Consider the following 17,522-nt stretch of genomic DNA (forward strand, 5'->3'; position numbering starts at 1 on the left):
CATCGCCGGGCACGACTCCACGCCCCCATAACTCCACATCAAGATCGAGGAGTTATTTTTCGACAGCCCCCAGGGCTTCGGAGTAGTTCGGTGTCGTCCGTTTTGATCATGTGAGGCCGAGGAGGGCGAGGGGCCGGGGGTGGTCTCGGGCTGCCCGTCGGAGGCCGGCGGCGATGTTGCGGATGCCGGCGAGGCGGAGGGCTCCGATCGCGAGGTTTCTGCAGGTGGCCATCGCTCGGGGTGCATTTCCGGTCCGCACCTGGGAGGCGTCCTCGGTGAAGGTGACGTCCCTGACGTGGTGCAGGGCCTCGACGGTCCAGTGTCCTCGGATCAGTCGGGTGAGTTGAGCCGGGCCGGCCTGCTCGGTGGTGAGGCTGGTGACCGCGTAGACGGTCTTGAGACTGATCTTCCCAGTCTTGCGGTCCACGCGGCGGCGGACGATCTGGACGGCCTGGCGGGCTCCGGGGAAGAGCAGGTTGCTCACCGTGCAGACCTTCAACCGGCGGATCTCATGACGGCCGTGACCGGTCGAGAGAGTCCTGTCCTGCAGCGGAATCTGCTTCCAGGGAAGGGACTTGAGCTGCTTGCGGAGCTTCTTCGTGTTGCGCTTCACGATCACGATGTAGTGGGCCTGCCGGTCGAGCAGGTAGACGGCGTGGTCGTGCTGGGTGTGCATCGCGTCGCTGGTGACGACCGGACCGGCCAGGTCCTCGAGGGTGTCGAGCAGAGGCCGGAAGCGGGTGATCTCGTTGGTCTTCTCACCGACGTCCATCTGGGCGAGGACCAGTGCGCTCACGTGGTCGCAGGCGGCCAGGAGGTGGATCCTCCGTCCCTTCGCGCGGGCAGCACCCCGCAGCGACTTCCCGTCGACCGCCAGTCCCCGTAGTCCTTCGTTTCCGGTCTGCCGGTCCGCGAGCCAGGCTCCGACCGCGCGGTCCAAGGCGTCCGCGTCGATTCTGGCCAGCAGCCGCCGGATCGTGGATTCCGCGGGCCAGGACCGTTTCGGCAACAGCGGGTCGATGACCGTGCCGAGCCGTTCGAGCAGGGCCGGCGGTGCGTCGGCCACCCATTCACCCACCGCGAGCAGGGATCTCGCTCCGGCGAGGACCGCGCAGGCCGTCAGCGCGAGGAGCGTCACGAGCGGATGCCGCACCCCTCGCGGATCACGCGGGTCCGGGACCTGCGCGAGGCGTTCCAGCAGATCCGGAAGCTCGCTCCCGGACACTTCCGGATGCGGTCTGAGCTGGTCAAAGACAGGGGAGATCAGAGATGATGCAGCGGCAGGCACGGGCAGTCCAAGGTCACAGAGCGTAGAGAACTCCATGATCACGGACGTCCGTGCCTGTGCTGTATCGGACCCTGCCCAACGCGACGAGACGTCAGCAACCGGGCGCCAGCCGACTACGCCGAAGCCCTGATGCGGAGTACCGCTCCATCGTCGCGTCGACGAGTTGCGCGACGGAGCCGCTGCGCGTCACGGCGTTGTCGAAGTCCTCGATGTAGCGTCGACTCCGGTCGAGGACACGCTGTGCTTCATCGTCGGGCGCATCCGAGTCCCTGTGACCGGTGATGATCTTCTCCGGTCGCAACGCGGCGAGGGCGTTGAGAGTGGCCGGCCATTCCGCGCGGCTCTCCGGCGTCGCATTCCAGAGCTACATGTGGATGTTGTTGTACGCCACGTCGCCGGAGAAGACGGTGGAGAGTTCGGGTACGTGGACGATTGTGTTGTCGACGCCGTCCCTTCCCCCCAGTCCGATGAAGCGGACCCCGTGCCCGTCAATCTCCAGTTCGTCGGAGGTCAAGGCCGTGAATGTAGCGGCTTCCTCGTCGAGCTGACTCTCGAACCAGGAGTTCCAGGTCGCCAGAGCTTCTGAAGATTGCTGCTCACGCGCGTCGTCCACGACCTCGGGAAGCGTCACCAACTGCGCCTGGGGAAAGGCGTCGAGTGAAGGCCCGGCACCGAAAAGTGGTCGCCGTGTCCGTGCGTGATGTAGATCGTCGAGAGGTTCTTGCCCCAGCTCTTCACCCAGTCGGCCGAACGTTCGCCCTCGGTCGTGGTCAGCAAAGCATCGATCAGGAGCGCGCCCCGATTACCGGCGATCAGCATTGACGTCGAGGCCGGCCCATTCGCTTGCTGCTGCGCAGTCCAGCCGGGTGGATTCGGAATCGGCTTGCAGCCACTGTTGAACACGTTGCTGGACAAGATCATGGAGAAACTTCCCGTACCCCGGCCCGGACCACTGCCCTCCGTCTTGCCCGGCTTGCCGCAACCTGCCCAGGGCTCCGCACGCCACCGCACCCGCTGACACAAGGAGCAGCTCTCCACGCCCCTGAACCCGCGCCGGGGGTATTCCTCGACCGGTCTGCTGAAGCCGTCACCGGCCACGATCCGGTCCGGTTCTGGTCAAACAGCAGTTTGACCACAGAGGTGGACAACTGCGAGATGCCTCCAACAAGATTTGCGCGGCAGCAGTTCGCGTGCTCGCCGCCTTGGAACTGATAGAGACCGCGGCCCGCAACGCTCGCCCGGACGCCGGACAAAAGCTCGTGCCGGCCGGCCCAAGCAGCACTCCCGGCCATAGCTGACGGACAAGGGTCGTGCCGCGCTGGTGGACAAGCGCCGTCCGAGCACGCAGGCATGTCCGGTCAACAGCTCCCGGCCCGGAGCCTGGCCGAGCGCCACCACCAAGTCATCCTGCGGCTGGCAAACCCTCACCTGACCGAAAGGCCCAATGTCCTCTTACCAGCTGAATTTCGCCTTGGATGATTACCAGGCTGCTGACGAGCGGACCGAGGAGGCGTTCTGGCACGCGGTCGAGAGCGAGCAGGACAAGCTCACCCCGCTCGCTGAGCACCACACCCCCGACGGTGCCCAGAGCTTCTACGTCCTCCATAACGGGGCCGTCACCTGGGGCGTCCCCGGAAACCCGCAGCTCATCGCCCTGCATCTACTGCGAAATGCAAAGGAGAGGAGCTTCCGCTTCGAACACGCCGCACTCGCCGCACTGTACGGCGTGGGCCGCTTCACCGTCACCGAGGCGATCGAGGAGATTCGCCCCCCGGCTGGCCGACGACATGCCTCTATCGGCGGGCCGCCGAACGGCGTAAGTGATGTTTCATCCCTTGGCCATGCGGCTATCTTTCCCGCGCAGACGAAGCAGCAGGCGCAAAGGTGCGAGCGTGCCGCGAAGACGGGACTCAGGAGTGGCTGTGCCGACCGGCGAAGAGGGCGGCCGGTTCCTTGAACGTGTTCTCGTGAACTTGGGAAATGACCCAGTAGGTACAGTCCGGCCTGCTCGGGTTGACCCGGCACGAAGTACGCGTCGTCCGCCGGTTACAGGTTTGCATGGACAGCACGTATCGAACTATCAAGGCATACGGCCGAGGGGTTTGGCCGTCTTATTGCCCGCCACCTAAGTTTCCCTGCGGTGCTCGGCGGTCAGACGGAACTCACGCGCTTTCCGAAACCTGTGCGACCTCGTCAGGAAGTCGCGAAGCGCGGCTGACGGGACCGGATGACATCACGCAGCCGACTGGATCATGGCAGGTCCCTTGCGTAGTGCGCTGGAGGGCCCCGGCACCGTATGCCTTCAGTGCTCCGCAGGTCAGGTGAGCGCGCTACGCGCGACAACACGAGGAGGAGCGCATGAGCCCGGAACCAGCTCCGGAAGCCGCCAGGCGCGGCGAAAAGGCCGCACACCGTGCCCTTCCCGATGTTGACGCCCTTGAGAAGGCTCTGCGTGTGCGGGTACGGGGAGAGGTGCGGTTTGACGCGGGGAGTCGGGGTGCCTATTCGACGGATGGTTCGAACTACCGGCAGGTTCCGCTCGGGGTGGTGGTGCCGCACGACGTCGACGCCGGGGCGGAAGCTGTCGCGGTGTGCGCACAATTTGGGGCGCCGGTGCTGTCCCGCGGCGGCGGCACGAGTCTGGGCGGGCAGTGCACGAACGCCGCGGTCGTCATCGACTGGACGAAGTACTGCAACCATCTGGTGTCCGTTGACGCCGAGCGCGGGACCTGCGTGGTGGAGCCGGGCATCGTGTTGGACGAACTCAACCGACAGCTGTCCACCGAGCGGCTGAAATTCGGGCCGAAGCCGTCCACCCACAGCCATTGTTCGCTGGGCGGGATGATCGGCAACAACTCCTGCGGGGCCTCCGCCCAGGCGTACGGCAAGACCGTGGACAACGTGCGGCGGCTGGAGATCGTGACCTACGACGGGATGCGTTGCTGGGTCGGACCCACCTCGCGGGAGGAGTTCGAGGCCGTCGTCGCGGAGGGCGGCCGTCGCGCCGAGCTCTACCAGCAACTCAAGAACATCGTCGATCGCCACATGGGGGACATCAGGCGTCGTTACCCGGACATCCCGAGGCGGGTCTCCGGCTACAACCTCGACTCGCTGCTACCGGAGAACGGCTTCGACCTGGCCCGGGCGCTCGTCGGCAGCGAGGGCACTCTCGTCACGGTGCTGCGTGCGGAACTGGATCTGGTGCCGGTCCCACCGTACGAGGCCATGGTGGTGCTTGGCTACGGCGATATCTGCGCCGCGGCGGACGACGTGCCGCGTCTGCTGGAGCACTGTGAGCCGGAGCTGCTGGAGGCCATCGACGGGCGGATGGCGCAGCTCATGCGGGCGGAGGGCGCCTATCTCTCTTCCCTCGACCGGTTTCCGGACGGCGAGAGCTGGCTGCTGGTGCAGTTCAGCGGCGACACGCAGGAGGCCGTCGACGCGCAGGCTCACGACCTGCTCGGTGCTCTCGGCCGCAGCGAGGACGACACCACGGTGGCCTTCTCGGACGATCCGCAGCGCGAGCAGTCGATGCTCAAAGCGCGCGAGGCGGGTCTCGGCGTGACCGCGCGACCGCCGGACGGCCGCGAAACCTGGGAGGGATGGGAGGACTCCGCGGTCCCCCCGGACCGGCTCGGTGACTACTTGCGCGACCTGAAGGAACTCTTCGCGGAGTTCGGTTACGACCATCCCTCGCTGTACGGGCATTTCGGCCAGGGCTGTGTGCACACGCGTATTCCGTTCGCGCTGAAGACGGCCGATGGGGTGGAACAGTTCCGGGCGTTCCTGTTCCGCGCCGCCGACCTGGTCGTCTCCTACGGGGGGTCCCTGTCGGGGGAACACGGTGATGGTCAGGCACGCGGGGAACTGCTGTCGCGGATGTTCGGTGAGACCGTGGTCGCCGCGTTCGGCGAGGTGAAGGCGCTCTTCGACCCGGACGACCGCATGAACCCCGGCAAGGTCGTGGCTCCGCACCGGGTGGACGCCAACCTCCGGCTCGGGCCACTGTGGCGCCCACGCGGTCACGACACCGAGTTCGGCTATCCCGAGGACGAGCACTCCTTCACCCGGGCGGTGATGCGCTGCGTCGGCATCGGCAACTGCCGCAGCCACGAGGGGGGAGTCATGTGTCCCTCCTACCGGGCGACCGGCGAGGAGGAGCACTCCACCCGCGGACGTGCCCGGCTGCTGTTCGAGATGCTCGAGGGTCACGCCGACTCGGCTGTCACCGACGGGTGGCGTTCCACCGAGGTCAAGGACGCTCTCGACCTGTGTCTGTCCTGTAAGGGCTGCAAGTCCGACTGCCCGGTCGGCGTGGACATGGCCACTTACAAGGCCGAGTTCCTCTCTCATCACTACGCGCGCCGCTTGCGGCCTGCGGCCCATTACTCGATGGGCTGGCTTCCGCTGTGGGCACGCATGTCGCGCCTCGCTCCCCGCTTGGTCAACGCCGCGCTCAGCGCACCCGGTCTCGCCCGGGCCGGGAAAAAGCTGGCGGGTGTGGCCGCGGAGCGGGACGCGCCGCCCTTCTCGGAGGAGTCCTTCGTCCAGTGGTGGGCGGCGCGCGGTCTGCCGGAGCCCGATCCGGCCGACCCGCGCACGGTCGTGCTGTGGCCCGACACCTTCAGCACCTATTTCCACCCCGCCGTCGCGAAGTCGGCGGTGCGGGTGATGGAGAACGCCGGCTTCCAGGTCGCCGTGCCGACCCGGGCCGTGTGCTGCAGCCTGACCTGGATCTCCACCGGCCAGTTGGCCACCGCGAAGAAGGTGCTGCGCCGCACCCTGGACGTACTGCGCCCCTGGATCGAGGCCGGGACCCCGATCGTCGGCCTGGAGCCCTCCTGCACCGCCGTCTTCCGCAGCGACGCCCCGGAGCTGATGCCCGAGGACCAGGACGTCAAACGGCTCTCCGAACAGTTCCGCACCTTCTCCGAACTGCTGCTCAACGACACGCCCGAGGGCTGGCAACCGCCCCGACTCGCCCGGACGGCGACCGTGCAGACCCACTGTCACCAGCACGCGGTGATGAAGTACGACGCCGACCAGGAACTGATGCGCCGCGCGGGCGTCGAGGCCGATGTCCTCGACGAGGGCTGCTGCGGGCTTGCCGGCAACTTCGGCTTCGAACGCGGTCACTACGACGTGTCCATGACCATTGGCGAGCAGGGCGTCCTGCCCGCCGTGAGAGACACCGCCCCGAGCTCGATGGTCCTCGCCGACGGGTTCAGCTGCCGTACACAGATCGAGCAGGGAGGCACCGGCCGCCGCGCCATGCATCTGGCCGAGGCCCTGGCGCTCGGGCTGGACGGCTTCCCTTCCGTTGATCACCCGGAGAAGAGCATCGACCGCCCCGTGGCCCCTGAACGTGACGCCCGCCTGGTCACCGCTGCCGTGGCCGTGGCCGCCTGCGCGACGGCCGGAACCACCTACGCCCTTGTGCGACGGATGATGCGGATGTGAGCGGCCGGCAGGCGAGCGGGGTGGCTGCGCCGCTCACCCGCCGGCCGGGCCGTCCCGTCGGCGCACGAACAGCAGCAGCCCGGCAACGCACAACACATCGGTTGAGATGAGAGGAAACCCGTGTCGATGAAGGTGTCCGACTACGTTCTGCAGCGGCTGCGCGAGTGGGAGGTGGACCATGTTTTCGCCTACGCGGGCGACGGCATCAACGGTCTGCTCGCCGCATGGGGACGCGCCGAGAACAAACCGATGTTCGTCCAGGCCCGGCACGAGGAGATGGCCGCGTTCGAAGCCGTCGGCTACGCCAAGTTCTCCGGCAAGGTCGGGGTCTGCGCGGCGACCTCCGGCCCCGGGGCCATCCACCTGCTCAACGGCCTGTACGACGCCAAACTCGACCGCGTCCCCGTGGTCGCGATCGTCGGGCAGACCAACCGCAGCGCCATGGGCGGCTCCTACCAGCAGGAGGTCGACCTGCTGAGCCTGTACAAGGACGTGGCCTCCGACTTCTGCGAAATGGTGACCGTCCCCGAGCAACTGCCCAACGTCATCGACCGGGCCATGCGTACCGCCTACGGCAGGCGGACGGTGACGGCGGTCATCATTCCCGCCGACGTTCAGGAGCTCGACTACTCGCCGCCCACTCACGCCTTCAAGATGGTGCCCTCCAGTCTTGGCATGTCCCTCTCCGCCCCCGTACCGGCCGACGAGGACCTCGCGCGCGCGGCGGAAGTCCTGAATGCCGGCGAGAAAGTCGCCCTCCTCATCGGCCAGGGCGCGCGAGGTGCCCAAGCCGAGGTCGAAAAAATCGCGGACGTTCTCGGTGCCGGAGTCGCCAAGGCCCTCCTCGGTAAAGACGCTCTGCCTGACGACCTGCCCTACGTCACCGGATCGATCGGCCTGCTGGGCACACGGCCCTCCTACGAGCTGATGATGGACTGCGACACGCTCCTCGTGGTGGGCTCCAGCTTCCCCTACACCCAGTTCCTGCCGGAACTCGACCAGGCGCGTGCCGTCCAGATCGACATCGACCCGCACAACATCGGGATGCGCTACCCCTTCGAGGTCAACCTCGTGGGAGATGCGGAAGCGACGCTCAAGGCGCTGCTGCCTCGGCTGAAGCGGAAGAAGCACGGGGCCTGGCGCAAGAAGATCGAGAAGGACACCGCCCGCTGGTGGGACGTCATGGAGCGCCGCGCCGCCGTCGAGGCCGACCCGATCAACCCCGAGTACGTCGTGCACACCCTCGACGCGTTCCTGCCCGACGACGTGATGCTGGCCGCCGACTCCGGATCCGCCGCCAACTGGTACGCCCGCCACCTGCGCCTCCGCGGGGCGATGCGCGGCTCCCTGTCCGGGACGCTCGCCACGATGGGCCCCGGCGTGCCGTACGTCATCGGTGCCAAGTTCGCCCACCCCGGACGCCCGGCCCTCGCGATCGTGGGGGACGGCGCCATGCAGATGAACGGCATGGCCGAACTGATCACCGTCGCCAAGTACTGGCAGGAGTGGCAGGATCCGCGCCTGATCGTCGCCGTACTGAACAACCAGGACCTCAACCAGGTCACCTGGGAGATGCGCGCCATGTCCGGCGCACCGCAGTTCCTGCCCTCCCAGGCGATCCCCGACGTGCCCTACGCCGACTTCGCCCGGTCCATCGGCCTCGGCGGCGTCCGGGTGGAGAAGCCGGACCAGGTGGAAGCGGCCTGGCGGCAGGCCCTCGCCGCCGATCGGCCCTCCGTGATCGACTTCCGCACGGATCCGGCCGTGCCGCCCATCCCCCCGCACGCCACGCGCGAGCAGGCCGAGGCGGTGGTGTCCGCCGTCGTGAAGGGGGACAGCGACCGCGGCGGCATGATCAAGCAGGGGATCAAGGCCAAGGTGCAGGAGGTGCTCCCCGGACGCCGACACCGTGACGATGCCTCCGGCACGCAGGGGACGAAGTGACTCCACCAGCCGCATCGGGGACGGATCCCGTGGTCGACACGGTGGAGGCCGCCGCGTACACCGTTCCCACCGATGCGCCGGAGAGCGACGGCACGCTGACGTGGCAGTCGACCACACTGGTGCTCGTCCGCGTGCGGTCGGGTACCGCTACGGGTCTGGGCTGGACGTACGGGGCGGCGGCCACTGCCCAGGTCGTCGAGCAGCAGCTCGCCGGCCTTGTTACCGGCCGAAGTGCCTGGGACGTACCGGCGGCCAACGAGGCGATGAGCCGGGCCGTCCGCAACGCCGGCCGCCCCGGGCTGATCGCGGGGGCCCTCTCGGCTGTCGACATCGCCCTGTGGGACCTCAAGGCCCGGCTGCTGGGCCTTCCCCTTGTGCGGTTGCTCGGAGCATGCCGTAGTGACGTCCCCGTCTACGGCAGCGGCGGTTTCACCTCGTACGACGACGTACAGCAGGACCGCCAGCTGCGCACATGGGTGGAGGAACAAGGCATCCCCAGAGTCAAGATCAAAATCGGGGAGTCCTGGGGGCAAGCCGAATCCCGCGACCGCGACCGGATCGCCCGCGCCCGTCAGAGCATCGGAGCGCGGACTGAACTGTATGTGGACGCCAACGGCGCGTACTCCCGTAAACAAGCCGTCCGGCTCGCCGGGCACCTCGCGGAGCAGAATGTCACCTGGTTCGAGGAGCCCGTCTCCTCCGACGACCTGACGGGGTTGGCACAGATCCGAGCCGCGGTCACCACCGATGTTGCAGCTGGCGAGTACGGGTATTCACTGCCCTATTTCCGGCAACTCCTCGACGCTGACGCCGTGGACTGCGCGCAAGCCGACGCGACCCGGTGCGGAGGCATCACGGTGTGGCTGCGTGTCGCCGCCCTCGTCGAGGCGGCCGGGCTGGAGATCTCAGGCCACTGCGCCCCGCACGTCCACGCTCACGTGGCCGCCGCCGTGCCCAACCTCCGCCACCTGGAATGGTTCCACGACCACGTACGCATCGAACAGCTCCTGTTCGACGGCGTCCTGGACGCGGCGGGCGGTGCGATCAGCCCCGGGGCCGTGGGCTCACCGGGTCTGGGCCTCACCTTCCGGACAGAAGCTGCCGAAGGTTACCGGGTCTGACCCCGGCGACCCGCCCCCGACCGGAACGGAAACCGTGTGACCAATCCGCATATGACGCAGCACGATGTGCTCCCTCTGCATGTACTGCGGGAGTACTCGCTGATCGCCGACGGAGAGCGTGGCGCCCTTGTCGGCCCGCGAGGGGACATCGTCTGGCTGTGCGCCCCCCGCTGGGACTCCGGCGCCGTCTTCTCCTCCCTCATCGGCGGATCCGGCCACTACACGGTCAGCCCGCGCGGCCGATTCGTGTGGGGCGGCTTCTACGAGGACGGCACACTGATCTGGCGCAACCGCTGGATCACCGAGAACGGCATTGTGGAAAGCCGGGAGGCTCTTGCCTTCCCCGGCGACCCGCGACGCGCCGTGCTGCTGCGCCGGATCACTGCCGTCGAAGGCATCGCCGACCTCACGGTCCACCTGGAACCGCACGCCGACTTCGGCTACAGCAGCCCTCGGGAAGTGCAGCGCGACGAGGACGGCGTCTGGAAGGGGCGCAGCGGGGCACTGCGGTGGCGCTGGACCGGAGCGGCCACCGCCCGCCCCCGCCACCACGCCCGCCACATCACCGGCCTGGCCATGGACCTGCACCTGGACCCTGGGGACTGCCACGACCTGATCCTTGAACTGAGCGAGGAACCGCTGGCCGAGAAGCCGGACGCCTCCCGTACGTGGAGCGCCACTGAGAACGCGTGGCGCCGCGAAGTCCCCGTCCTGGAGAACAACCTTGCGCCCGGGGACTCCCGCCACGCCTACACCGTGCTGCGCGGGCTGACCAGCTCCACGGGCGGCATGGTGGGCGCGGTCACCACAAGCCTGCCCGAGCGTGCGGAAGCGGGCCGCAACTACGACTACCGGTATGTGTGGATCCGCGACCAGTGCTACGCCGGTCAGGCCGTGGCCGCAGCCGGGCCCCATCCGCTGCTCGACGATGCGGTGCGGTTCGTCTCCGCGCGCCTGCACCAGGACGGTCCCCGCATGGCCCCTGCCTACACGGTCACCGGCGGCCCGGTTCCTGACCAGAGAAGGCTGGGCTTGAATGGTTACCCGGGCGGCTACGACCGCGTTGGCAACTGGGTCAACCGGCAGTTCCAGCTCGACGCGTTCGGTGAGGCGCTGATGCTCTTCGCCGCGGCCCAGCGCCATGGCCGGCTGGACGCCGAGGGCTGGCGGGCGGCCGAGATCGCGACCGACGCCATCGCCCGGCGTCGGCACGAGCCCGATGCCGGCATCTGGGAGCTCGACAACCGCGCCTGGACCCACAGCCGGCTCAGCTGCGTGGCCGGACTGCGCTCCCTCGCCCAGGCTGCCCCTGCTGGACGCACCCGCGCCTGGACGGACCTCGCCGACTCGCTCGTCGCCGAGACCGCGGCCACGAGCACCCACCCCAGCGGCCGGTGGCAGCGCTCCCCGCAGGACCCCGGCCTGGACGCTGCTCTGCTGCTGCCTCCGGTGCGCGGTGCCCTGCCGGCCGACGACCCGAGAACACTGCGGACCCTGCGCGCATACACCCGGAAACTGACCCACGACCACTACGCCTACCGCTTCCGCCACGACGAACGCCCTTTGGGAGAGGCCGAAGGCGCCTTCCTGCTGTGCGGATACGTGATGGCCCTGGCCGAGCATCAGCAGGGCCATCAGGAGGAGGCGTTGCGCTGGTTCGAACGCAACCGCGCCGCTTGCGGCCCCCCGGGCCTCTACACCGAGGAATACGACGTAGGTCAACGCCAACTGCGCGGCAACCTGCCACAAGCCTTTGTCCATGCCCTGATGCTGGAAACCGCCACCCGGCTCACCGCCGCACCCACCACCACCCCCGGACTTTGAAGGAAGACCACATGCCTGAGACCGTCGTCATCACCGGAGCCAGCGCGGGTATCGGCCGGGCGACCGCCCGGGCATTCGCCGCCCGAGGCGCCAACGTTGTCCTCCTCGCCCGCGGCCGAGCCGGGCTAGACGCTGCTGCCCACGAGGTCGAGCAGACCGGCGGCCAGGCCCTGGCCCTGTCCACCGACATGTCCGATCACCAGCAGGCCGAAGCCGCCGCCGGCACCGCGGTCGAGACGTTCGGACGTATTGACGTGTGGGTCAACTCCGCCTTCGCCTCGGTCTTCGCGCCATTCACCGAGATCACACCGGAGGAGTACGCGCGCGCCACCCAGGTGACGTACCTCGGCTTCGTCAACGGCACGCGAGCCGCACTCGCGCACATGCTGCCCCACGACCAAGGCACGATCGTGCAGGTCGGCTCCGCCCTCGGCTCGCGCTCCGTCCCCCTGCAGTCCGTCTACTGCGGCGCCAAACACGCCATCAATGGCTTCACTTCCTCCGTGCGCACGGAACTCATGCATCAGGGCAGCAACGTGCGCGTCACCATCGCCCAAATGCCGGCCGTCAATACCCCGCAGTTCTCCTGGGTGCTCTCCCGCCTTTCCAGGAGACCGCAACCGGTGCCGCCGATCTACCAGCCAGAAATCGCGGCGCGGGCCATTCTCTACGCAGCCCACCACCCTCGACGCAAGCAGTACTACGTCGGCGCCAGCACCGCCGCGACCATCCTGGCCAACAAGATCGCCCCCGGCCTCCTCGACCGCTACCTCGCACACACCGGCTACACATCCCAGCAGACCGACCAGCCCGACCACCACCGACACCGCCACAACCTTTGGGAGCCCGTGGACGACGAGAACGACTACGGCGCACACGGCGCCTTCGACGACCAGTCCCACACCCGCGCCCCCCAACTGTGGTGCTCCCACCACCCGGCCCTCACAGCGGCACTCCTCACGGGAGCCACGCTCACCGGCGCCTGGGCGGGCAGGCGGCTGACCGGACGCAGACTCCGCTGACCAGGCGGCTCACTGTCGCGGCCCACCGGGCCGGCGGCGAGATGACCGCACTGCGGGATCGTCACCGTTGTACGGGTGCGGCACCTCTACCGTTGACCCACGTGGTCGGGACACCCGGATCAAGGAGGAAGAGATGCGTGTTGTGTTTGTGCACGGGGCATGCGTTCGCGACGGATCGTGGTGGTGGCACCTGGCCGCCGCGGCCCTGCAGGAGCGCGGCATCAGCAGCGTTGCCCCGGCGCTGCCGAGCTGCGGCGAGGGCGACCGGCCGGCCGGACCGCAGGGTCCCGGGCTGCCCGAGGACGTCGCCGCGGTGCGCGCTGTCCTGTCCGAGGGGGACGAGCCGATCGTGGTCGTGGCGCACAGCTACGGCGGCATCGTCGCCGCCGAGGCGGCGGTGGGCGTCGAGACGGTGCGTCACCTGGTGTTCGTGTCGAGCTACCTGCCCGAGCCCGGCGAGTCGCTGTCGACGTTCGGCGCCGACGCGCCGCCACCGTTCCTGGACTTCGACCCCGGCGGCGGCACGTTCAGCGCCAGGCCCGAGCTGTTCGCCGAGACGTTCGCCCAGGACTGCCCGCCGGACATCGCCCGCGACGCAGCGGCCCTTCTGGTCCGGCAGACGTTGGCCGTGACCCACCAGCCCGTACGGGCGGCGGCGTGGCACGACCTGCCCACGACGTACGTGGTGTGCACAGAGGACCGGGGCACCTCGGCGGCGGCGCAACGCGAATTCTCCCGCCGCGCGGACAAGGCCATCGAGGTGAAGGCGGGCCACCACCCGTTCCTGTCGCAGCCGCAGACCGTCGCCGACATCATCGCGAACTTGTCGTGACTGCGACAGCGGACCTGGCGCGGCGGCTCCACGCCGCCTTCAACGGCCGGGACGTCGAGCGTCTGCTCACCCTCGTGTTCTGCCCGGTCAGGTCGCCGTCCTTGCCGTAGAACAGGTCGTGGTTGGCGGAGTTCCAGTTCTCCACGACCTGGAGCCCGTCGTTGATCTCGTGACGCAGGTCGCAATCGGCGAGGTAGTCGCAGATGAACGCTGTACGCAGGGGTCCGAGGAGTATCCGAGCAGGGAGCACCGCTACGGTGTTCAGTTTCCTGAACGCTTCGGTCTGACTGGTCAGTGGTGGCCTTGGCGGAATGGGTGGTATGCCGCGAAGGGGTCCTCGTCGGTCTCCCCACGCCGTCGGCGTTCGGCCTGGTAGGCGGTCCACGCGAGGTCTCCCTGCTGCGTGGAGCGCCAGGGCGTTGTGGTGCGGTCGCAGTACTCGGCGTAGTTCAGATCCGGCTCGGCCGGCCTGCGGCTCCGTTCGGCGCGCGGGTCGTCGGCGGCCTTGGCCGCCTGCAGCTCCTCCACACGCCGGGCACGCGCCGGTTCCTCGACGTCGAAGGCGATGTGCCGCAGGATCGCCGCGACCCTGGCAGGCGGATCGGCACGGCGCAGGTGTCGGGGAAGTCGCCCTCGGGGCGGAGGTTGGCGGCCGACGGGTACGGCCTGCTGTCCAGGTGGTCGATCCACTCCGCGCACTGCCGGACCCACGCGACCTCGTCCTGCAGGCGCTCGGCGATGTCCGCACGGCCTGACAGCTCCTCGTCGTCGCTGCCGTCCGGGTCCTCCGGGGCCGGCCGGCCCGCGGCACGCAGCAGCCCGAGCGCGGCGTCACGGCACCTGCGCCGTTCCGCGCTCCGCAACTACCAGGGCTCGGCCCGGGCCTTCTGCTCCTTCGTCACCGACCCCGCCTACGGAGGGGCGGCGACCTGGGAAGAGCGTTTCGGCGCCCACCCGATCCAGGTGGTGCACGAGTGGAACACCGCGGTCCACGTGGAGGAAGCCGAGGCAGGCCCCGGCAAGGCAAAGGGGCCTTCACCCGGTAGGAGTTGCAGGCGTTCTTCGACCTTGCCGACGACCAGGTCGGCAAGGTCCGCGACGGGGCCGCAAGGGCTGGCTGCCCGCCTTCCACGACGCGATGCTGTTCAAGACCGCGTACGCCTTCGGCCTGCGCCGCAACGAGACGCGGATGCTGGACGCCCGCACCCAGGCCGACCTCGATGCCTGGCATGCGGAGAAGTACGCCACCCGACGGCCCGCACAGGCGTTCCTGCGGCGGTGTATGGACAGCGGCGGTGTATGGACAGCCGCCGGATGCCGCGGCTGTCCATCCCGAACCGTCCGACCTCGAATCCCCACCCGATGGGCCGGCACCAACGGGTCGCCGCCCTGCAACGGGTCCTCGGCGACGGCGATGGACCGCCCCGGGCGCAGGCCCGCGAGGGTCATGCAGACGGCGAGGCGGGCGTGTTCGGCGTGCGGGCCGCGGTAGCGGTCGGCGGCGGTGCGCAGGGCGTCGGTCTGGTGGGCGGTGAGCTGTTCGCGCGGTGCCGGCGGGGTGGGTCCGGCGAGTGCGCGGCGGGGCGGTTACCGAGCCTTGCGCACCGGCCCGCAACGACCACTTTGTCGGTCAGGTCGGTGCGTTCACAGGGCCAGTTCCCAGTCCTTGATGTCGGCGAGCGGTCCGAGGGTGTCGGGGTGCGGCTCGGTCGCGAACTCAAGACCGTCACGCACCCGGTGGGGCCAGTCCCGTTGTGCGAGAGCACCCTTGCCGAGCGCGGCGATGTCGGCGGCCCCGGACTCCAGTACGGCACGGGCGGCCTCCGGGTCTTCCAGGTGGCCGTTGGCGATCACCGGCAACCCGCTGAACTTCTTCGCGAGCTCGGCCAGAGTTTCCGTACCGCTGGAGAAGGCGGGGTCGAGCGCCCGGTATTCGGTGGTGTGCAGGAAGTGCGCGCCGGTGCGGGCCAGGGTGGTGAAAATGGTCTCGGCCTCCTCGATGCCGCCGGCCCAGCGGTGGTGGAAGTCGCTGACCTTGGACTGGGAGACGCGGATGCCGACCGCGATCTCGGAGCCCACGGCCTGGAGCACCTCGTCCACGACCTCGACCGCCAGGCGCACGCGGTTTTCGACGCCGCCGCCGTACCCGTCCTCGCGCTGGTTGAGGTAGTCGGTGAGGAACTGGTCGAGCAGGTAGCCGTTCGCGCCATGCACCTCCACACCGTCGAAGCCCGCTGCGGCTGCGTGGCGGGCCGCGTCCGCGAAGCCCCGGCGGATGTCCGCGATCTCACGGGCGTCCAGGGCCTTCGGCGTGGGGTAGGGACCGCTGCCCCGGTAGAAGGAGAGCTGCTCGCCGCGTGGTGCCACGGCGGAGGGACCGACCGTTCCCTGGCGGAAGCGGTTGCCCTGGGACTGCGCTCCTGCGTGCATGAGCTGGGCGAATACGGTGCCGCCCTCCGCGTGCACGGCCTCGACCACCGGCCGCCACGCCTCGCCCTGGGCCGATGTCGCGAGCCCCGGCTGGTGCAGATAGCCCTGGCTGTACTCCGTGTCGGTGTAGACGCCCTCAGTGATGACCAGTGCGAACCCGCCGCGGGCGAATCCTGCGTAGTAGCGCGCATTGCGGTCGGTGACCAGGCCGTCCTCGGTGGCGCTGATCCGCGTCATGGGGGCCAGCGCGGTGCGGTTGCTCAGGCGGACACCGCCAAGGTCGAAGGGCGTGAACAGCAGGTCATCGGTCGCGCCGTGCTGCGGGGTGGGGTCGGTCAAGGGTTTCTCCGTGGTGCCTTGGTCGTATGCGACAGTTCTCGACTCGGCCTGCCCGCGCACGGCGCGTGCTCGTGCGTGCCCGCGCGGCGCCCAGGCCATTGTCGTAATTTTCTCGTACTACGAGATTCAACGTACCACTGCCTGGCGATCGACGTAGACTCCTCATGTGTCCACCCATTTCAGACGTGCGCCCGCCAAGAAGGCCCTGCCCCACCCCGACCTGCGCGAGATCCCGGTGTACCTGGTTCTGCGTGCCCTCGGTGAACCGCTGCGGCTGGGCATCGTGCGCTCCCTCGCCCGGGCCGACCGTCCCATGAACTGCAGCTCGTTCGGGCTGTCGGTGTCCAAGTCGACCTCGACGTACCACTTCAAGGTCCTGCGGGAGAGCGGCCTCATTTCGCAGTTCGAGGAAGGTACCTCGCGCTACAGCGAACTGCGTGAAACGGAGCTGGAGCAGCGCTTTCCCGGTCTACTGACCGCCATTCTCGCAGCCGAAGAGCCTGCCGCTGCGGAATAGCGCTGCCGTCCTCTCACATCCGACCTGGCGCAGAGCGTCGCCGCTGGGCTGCGGTGCGCCGGATTCAGTGAGACACGGACCACCGGGTCCGTCTCATCGGACTTTGTCGTAATCTGTCGAACCGGCCGGACGGTTCGCCCGTCCCGAGCGCCTGATCCGGCGATCTGCGCCACAGCGCCCTGACGGGTCGGGGACGGTTTTTCGTCTTGGCCCATGGGGGCAGATCGAGGACACGTTCGCGGCCCCTCGGTCGAGACGGAACTCGTTGCCCTCGATGTCCTGCATCACGATGCACGACTCGTCGTCGCCATCGACAGGCAGTAGTCGCACGAGTACCGCGCCGAGCGCGACCAGTCGTGCGCACTCGGCCTCGAGTGCGGCGAGGCGCTCTTCACCCACGAGCCCGGTGCCAACCCGCACGTCAAGATGAAGCCGGTTCTTGACGACCCTGCCTTCGGGGACGCGCTGGAAGAACAGTCGCGGGCCCACACCTGAGGGATCAATGCAGACGAACGCTGAATCCTGGTGCCAGGCGGCAGCGAGCGATCGAAATCGTCCCCAGTAGCAAACCCCTCCGGCGGCGGTACCACGTACCTCAACACCTTGCATCAGAAACGAGCGACGCGCTCAGGTTCTGCGCAGTCGAAGGTGATGTGGAACTGTTTGATCGACGCCATTGGCAGGGCGGTTGCAAGTTCCGGGGTCGTGCGGCTGGTCGGGTTGTGACCGGTTGGGGCGCATAGCA

Annotated in this window: 14 protein-coding genes and 1 pseudogene; 8 read left to right on the forward strand and 7 right to left on the reverse strand. The window is 68.6% G+C overall.

Annotation, left to right across the window (positions count from 1 at the left end; translation table 11 throughout):
* Positions 1–106: 106 nt before the first annotated feature.
* The 3 genes from ACFP2V_RS34890 to ACFP2V_RS34900 form a co-directional block, all read right to left on the reverse strand.
* Positions 107–1,225, reverse strand: coding sequence for an ISAs1 family transposase (locus tag ACFP2V_RS34890; protein WP_465269234.1), 1,119 nt, complete (start codon positions 1,223–1,225; stop codon positions 107–109).
* Positions 1,226–1,652: 427 nt separating this feature from the next.
* Entirely contained in the window at positions 1,653–1,919 is a 267-nt protein-coding gene (locus ACFP2V_RS34895; RefSeq protein WP_381219435.1) for an MBL fold metallo-hydrolase, read from the reverse strand.
* Positions 1,916–2,209 (reverse strand): MBL fold metallo-hydrolase, encoded by a 294-nt coding sequence (locus ACFP2V_RS34900; protein WP_381219437.1) that lies wholly within the window; start codon positions 2,207–2,209, stop codon positions 1,916–1,918. Before ACFP2V_RS34900 ends, ACFP2V_RS34895 begins: the two co-directional genes overlap by 4 nt.
* 523 nt (positions 2,210–2,732) lie before the next feature.
* Between ACFP2V_RS34900 and ACFP2V_RS34905 the strand changes: the two genes are divergently transcribed.
* The 7 genes from ACFP2V_RS34905 to ACFP2V_RS34935 all read left to right on the forward strand — a co-directional run bounded on the left by ACFP2V_RS34905 (position 2,733) and on the right by ACFP2V_RS34935 (position 13,491).
* Complete coding sequence (locus ACFP2V_RS34905; RefSeq protein WP_381219439.1) at positions 2,733–3,245, forward strand: hypothetical protein; 513 nt, start codon at positions 2,733–2,735, stop codon at positions 3,243–3,245.
* 587 nt (positions 3,246–3,832) lie between these two features.
* Positions 3,833–6,748 carry an FAD-binding and (Fe-S)-binding domain-containing protein gene (locus ACFP2V_RS34910; protein WP_381219460.1) on the forward strand — a complete coding sequence of 972 codons (2,916 nt, stop codon included), beginning with the start codon at positions 3,833–3,835 and terminating at the stop codon, positions 6,746–6,748.
* A 126-nt stretch (positions 6,749–6,874) separates the two neighbouring features.
* Positions 6,875–8,692, forward strand: coding sequence for a thiamine pyrophosphate-requiring protein (locus ACFP2V_RS34915; RefSeq protein ID WP_381219441.1), 1,818 nt, complete (start codon positions 6,875–6,877; stop codon positions 8,690–8,692).
* A 29-nt stretch (positions 8,693–8,721) separates the two neighbouring features.
* Entirely contained in the window at positions 8,722–9,813 is a 1,092-nt protein-coding gene (locus ACFP2V_RS34920) for an enolase C-terminal domain-like protein (protein WP_381219443.1), read from the forward strand.
* Positions 9,814–9,864: 51 nt separating this feature from the next.
* A complete protein-coding gene (locus ACFP2V_RS34925; RefSeq protein ID WP_381219446.1) occupies positions 9,865–11,637 on the forward strand; it encodes a glycoside hydrolase family 15 protein in 1,773 nt (590 codons plus the stop codon).
* An 11-nt stretch (positions 11,638–11,648) separates the two neighbouring features.
* Positions 11,649–12,659, forward strand: coding sequence for an SDR family oxidoreductase (locus ACFP2V_RS34930; RefSeq protein ID WP_381219448.1), 1,011 nt, complete (start codon positions 11,649–11,651; stop codon positions 12,657–12,659).
* A gap of 133 nt (positions 12,660–12,792) precedes the next feature.
* On the forward strand, positions 12,793–13,491 hold the full coding sequence (locus tag ACFP2V_RS34935; RefSeq protein WP_381219450.1) for an alpha/beta fold hydrolase: 699 nt from the start codon (positions 12,793–12,795) through the stop codon (positions 13,489–13,491).
* On the opposite strand, the gene ACFP2V_RS34940 is transcribed toward ACFP2V_RS34935, so the two are convergent.
* From ACFP2V_RS34940 to ACFP2V_RS34950, 3 genes are all read right to left on the reverse strand, one after another.
* Positions 13,472–13,741 (reverse strand): Tn3 family transposase, encoded by a 270-nt coding sequence (locus ACFP2V_RS34940; protein WP_381219452.1) that lies wholly within the window; start codon positions 13,739–13,741, stop codon positions 13,472–13,474. The genes ACFP2V_RS34935 and ACFP2V_RS34940 overlap by 20 nt on opposite strands.
* A gap of 41 nt (positions 13,742–13,782) precedes the next feature.
* Positions 13,783–14,181, reverse strand: coding sequence for a hypothetical protein (locus ACFP2V_RS34945; protein WP_381219454.1), 399 nt, complete (start codon positions 14,179–14,181; stop codon positions 13,783–13,785).
* A gap of 954 nt (positions 14,182–15,135) precedes the next feature.
* The gene (locus tag ACFP2V_RS34950; protein ID WP_381219456.1) at positions 15,136–16,260 is read right to left on the reverse strand and encodes an oxidoreductase; all 1,125 of its coding nucleotides are present in this window, start codon (positions 16,258–16,260) and stop codon (positions 15,136–15,138) included.
* Between the two features lie 166 nt (positions 16,261–16,426).
* On the opposite strand from ACFP2V_RS34950, the gene ACFP2V_RS34955 reads away from it, so the two are divergent.
* Complete coding sequence (locus tag ACFP2V_RS34955; RefSeq protein ID WP_381219458.1) at positions 16,427–16,777, forward strand: ArsR/SmtB family transcription factor; 351 nt, start codon at positions 16,427–16,429, stop codon at positions 16,775–16,777.
* Between the two features lie 249 nt (positions 16,778–17,026).
* Here the strand turns inward: ACFP2V_RS34955 and ACFP2V_RS34960 are convergent.
* Positions 17,027–17,379: pseudogene (locus tag ACFP2V_RS34960) on the reverse strand (VOC family protein); the annotation flags it as partial.
* Between the last annotated feature and the right edge of the window lie 143 nt (positions 17,380–17,522).

The sequence above is a fragment of the Streptomyces incanus genome (assembly GCF_042656345.1).
Classification (GTDB): Bacteria; Actinomycetota; Actinomycetes; order Streptomycetales; family Streptomycetaceae; genus Streptomyces; species Streptomyces incanus.

What these genes read in the sequence shown, in the direction of transcription:
- ACFP2V_RS34930 (WP_381219448.1), top strand. Translation starts at nt 11,649, where the DNA reads ATGCCTGAGACCGTCGTCATCACCGGAGCCAGCGCGGGTATCGGCCGG.
- ACFP2V_RS34905 (WP_381219439.1), top strand. Translation starts at nt 2,733, where the DNA reads ATGTCCTCTTACCAGCTGAATTTCGCCTTGGATGATTACCAGGCTGCT.
- ACFP2V_RS34915 (WP_381219441.1), top strand. Translation starts at nt 6,875, where the DNA reads ATGAAGGTGTCCGACTACGTTCTGCAGCGGCTGCGCGAGTGGGAGGTG.
- ACFP2V_RS34900 (WP_381219437.1), bottom strand. Translation starts at nt 2,209, where the DNA reads ATGATCTTGTCCAGCAACGTGTTCAACAGTGGCTGCAAGCCGATTCCG.
- ACFP2V_RS34925 (WP_381219446.1), top strand. Translation starts at nt 9,865, where the DNA reads ATGACGCAGCACGATGTGCTCCCTCTGCATGTACTGCGGGAGTACTCG.
- ACFP2V_RS34935 (WP_381219450.1), top strand. Translation starts at nt 12,793, where the DNA reads ATGCGTGTTGTGTTTGTGCACGGGGCATGCGTTCGCGACGGATCGTGG.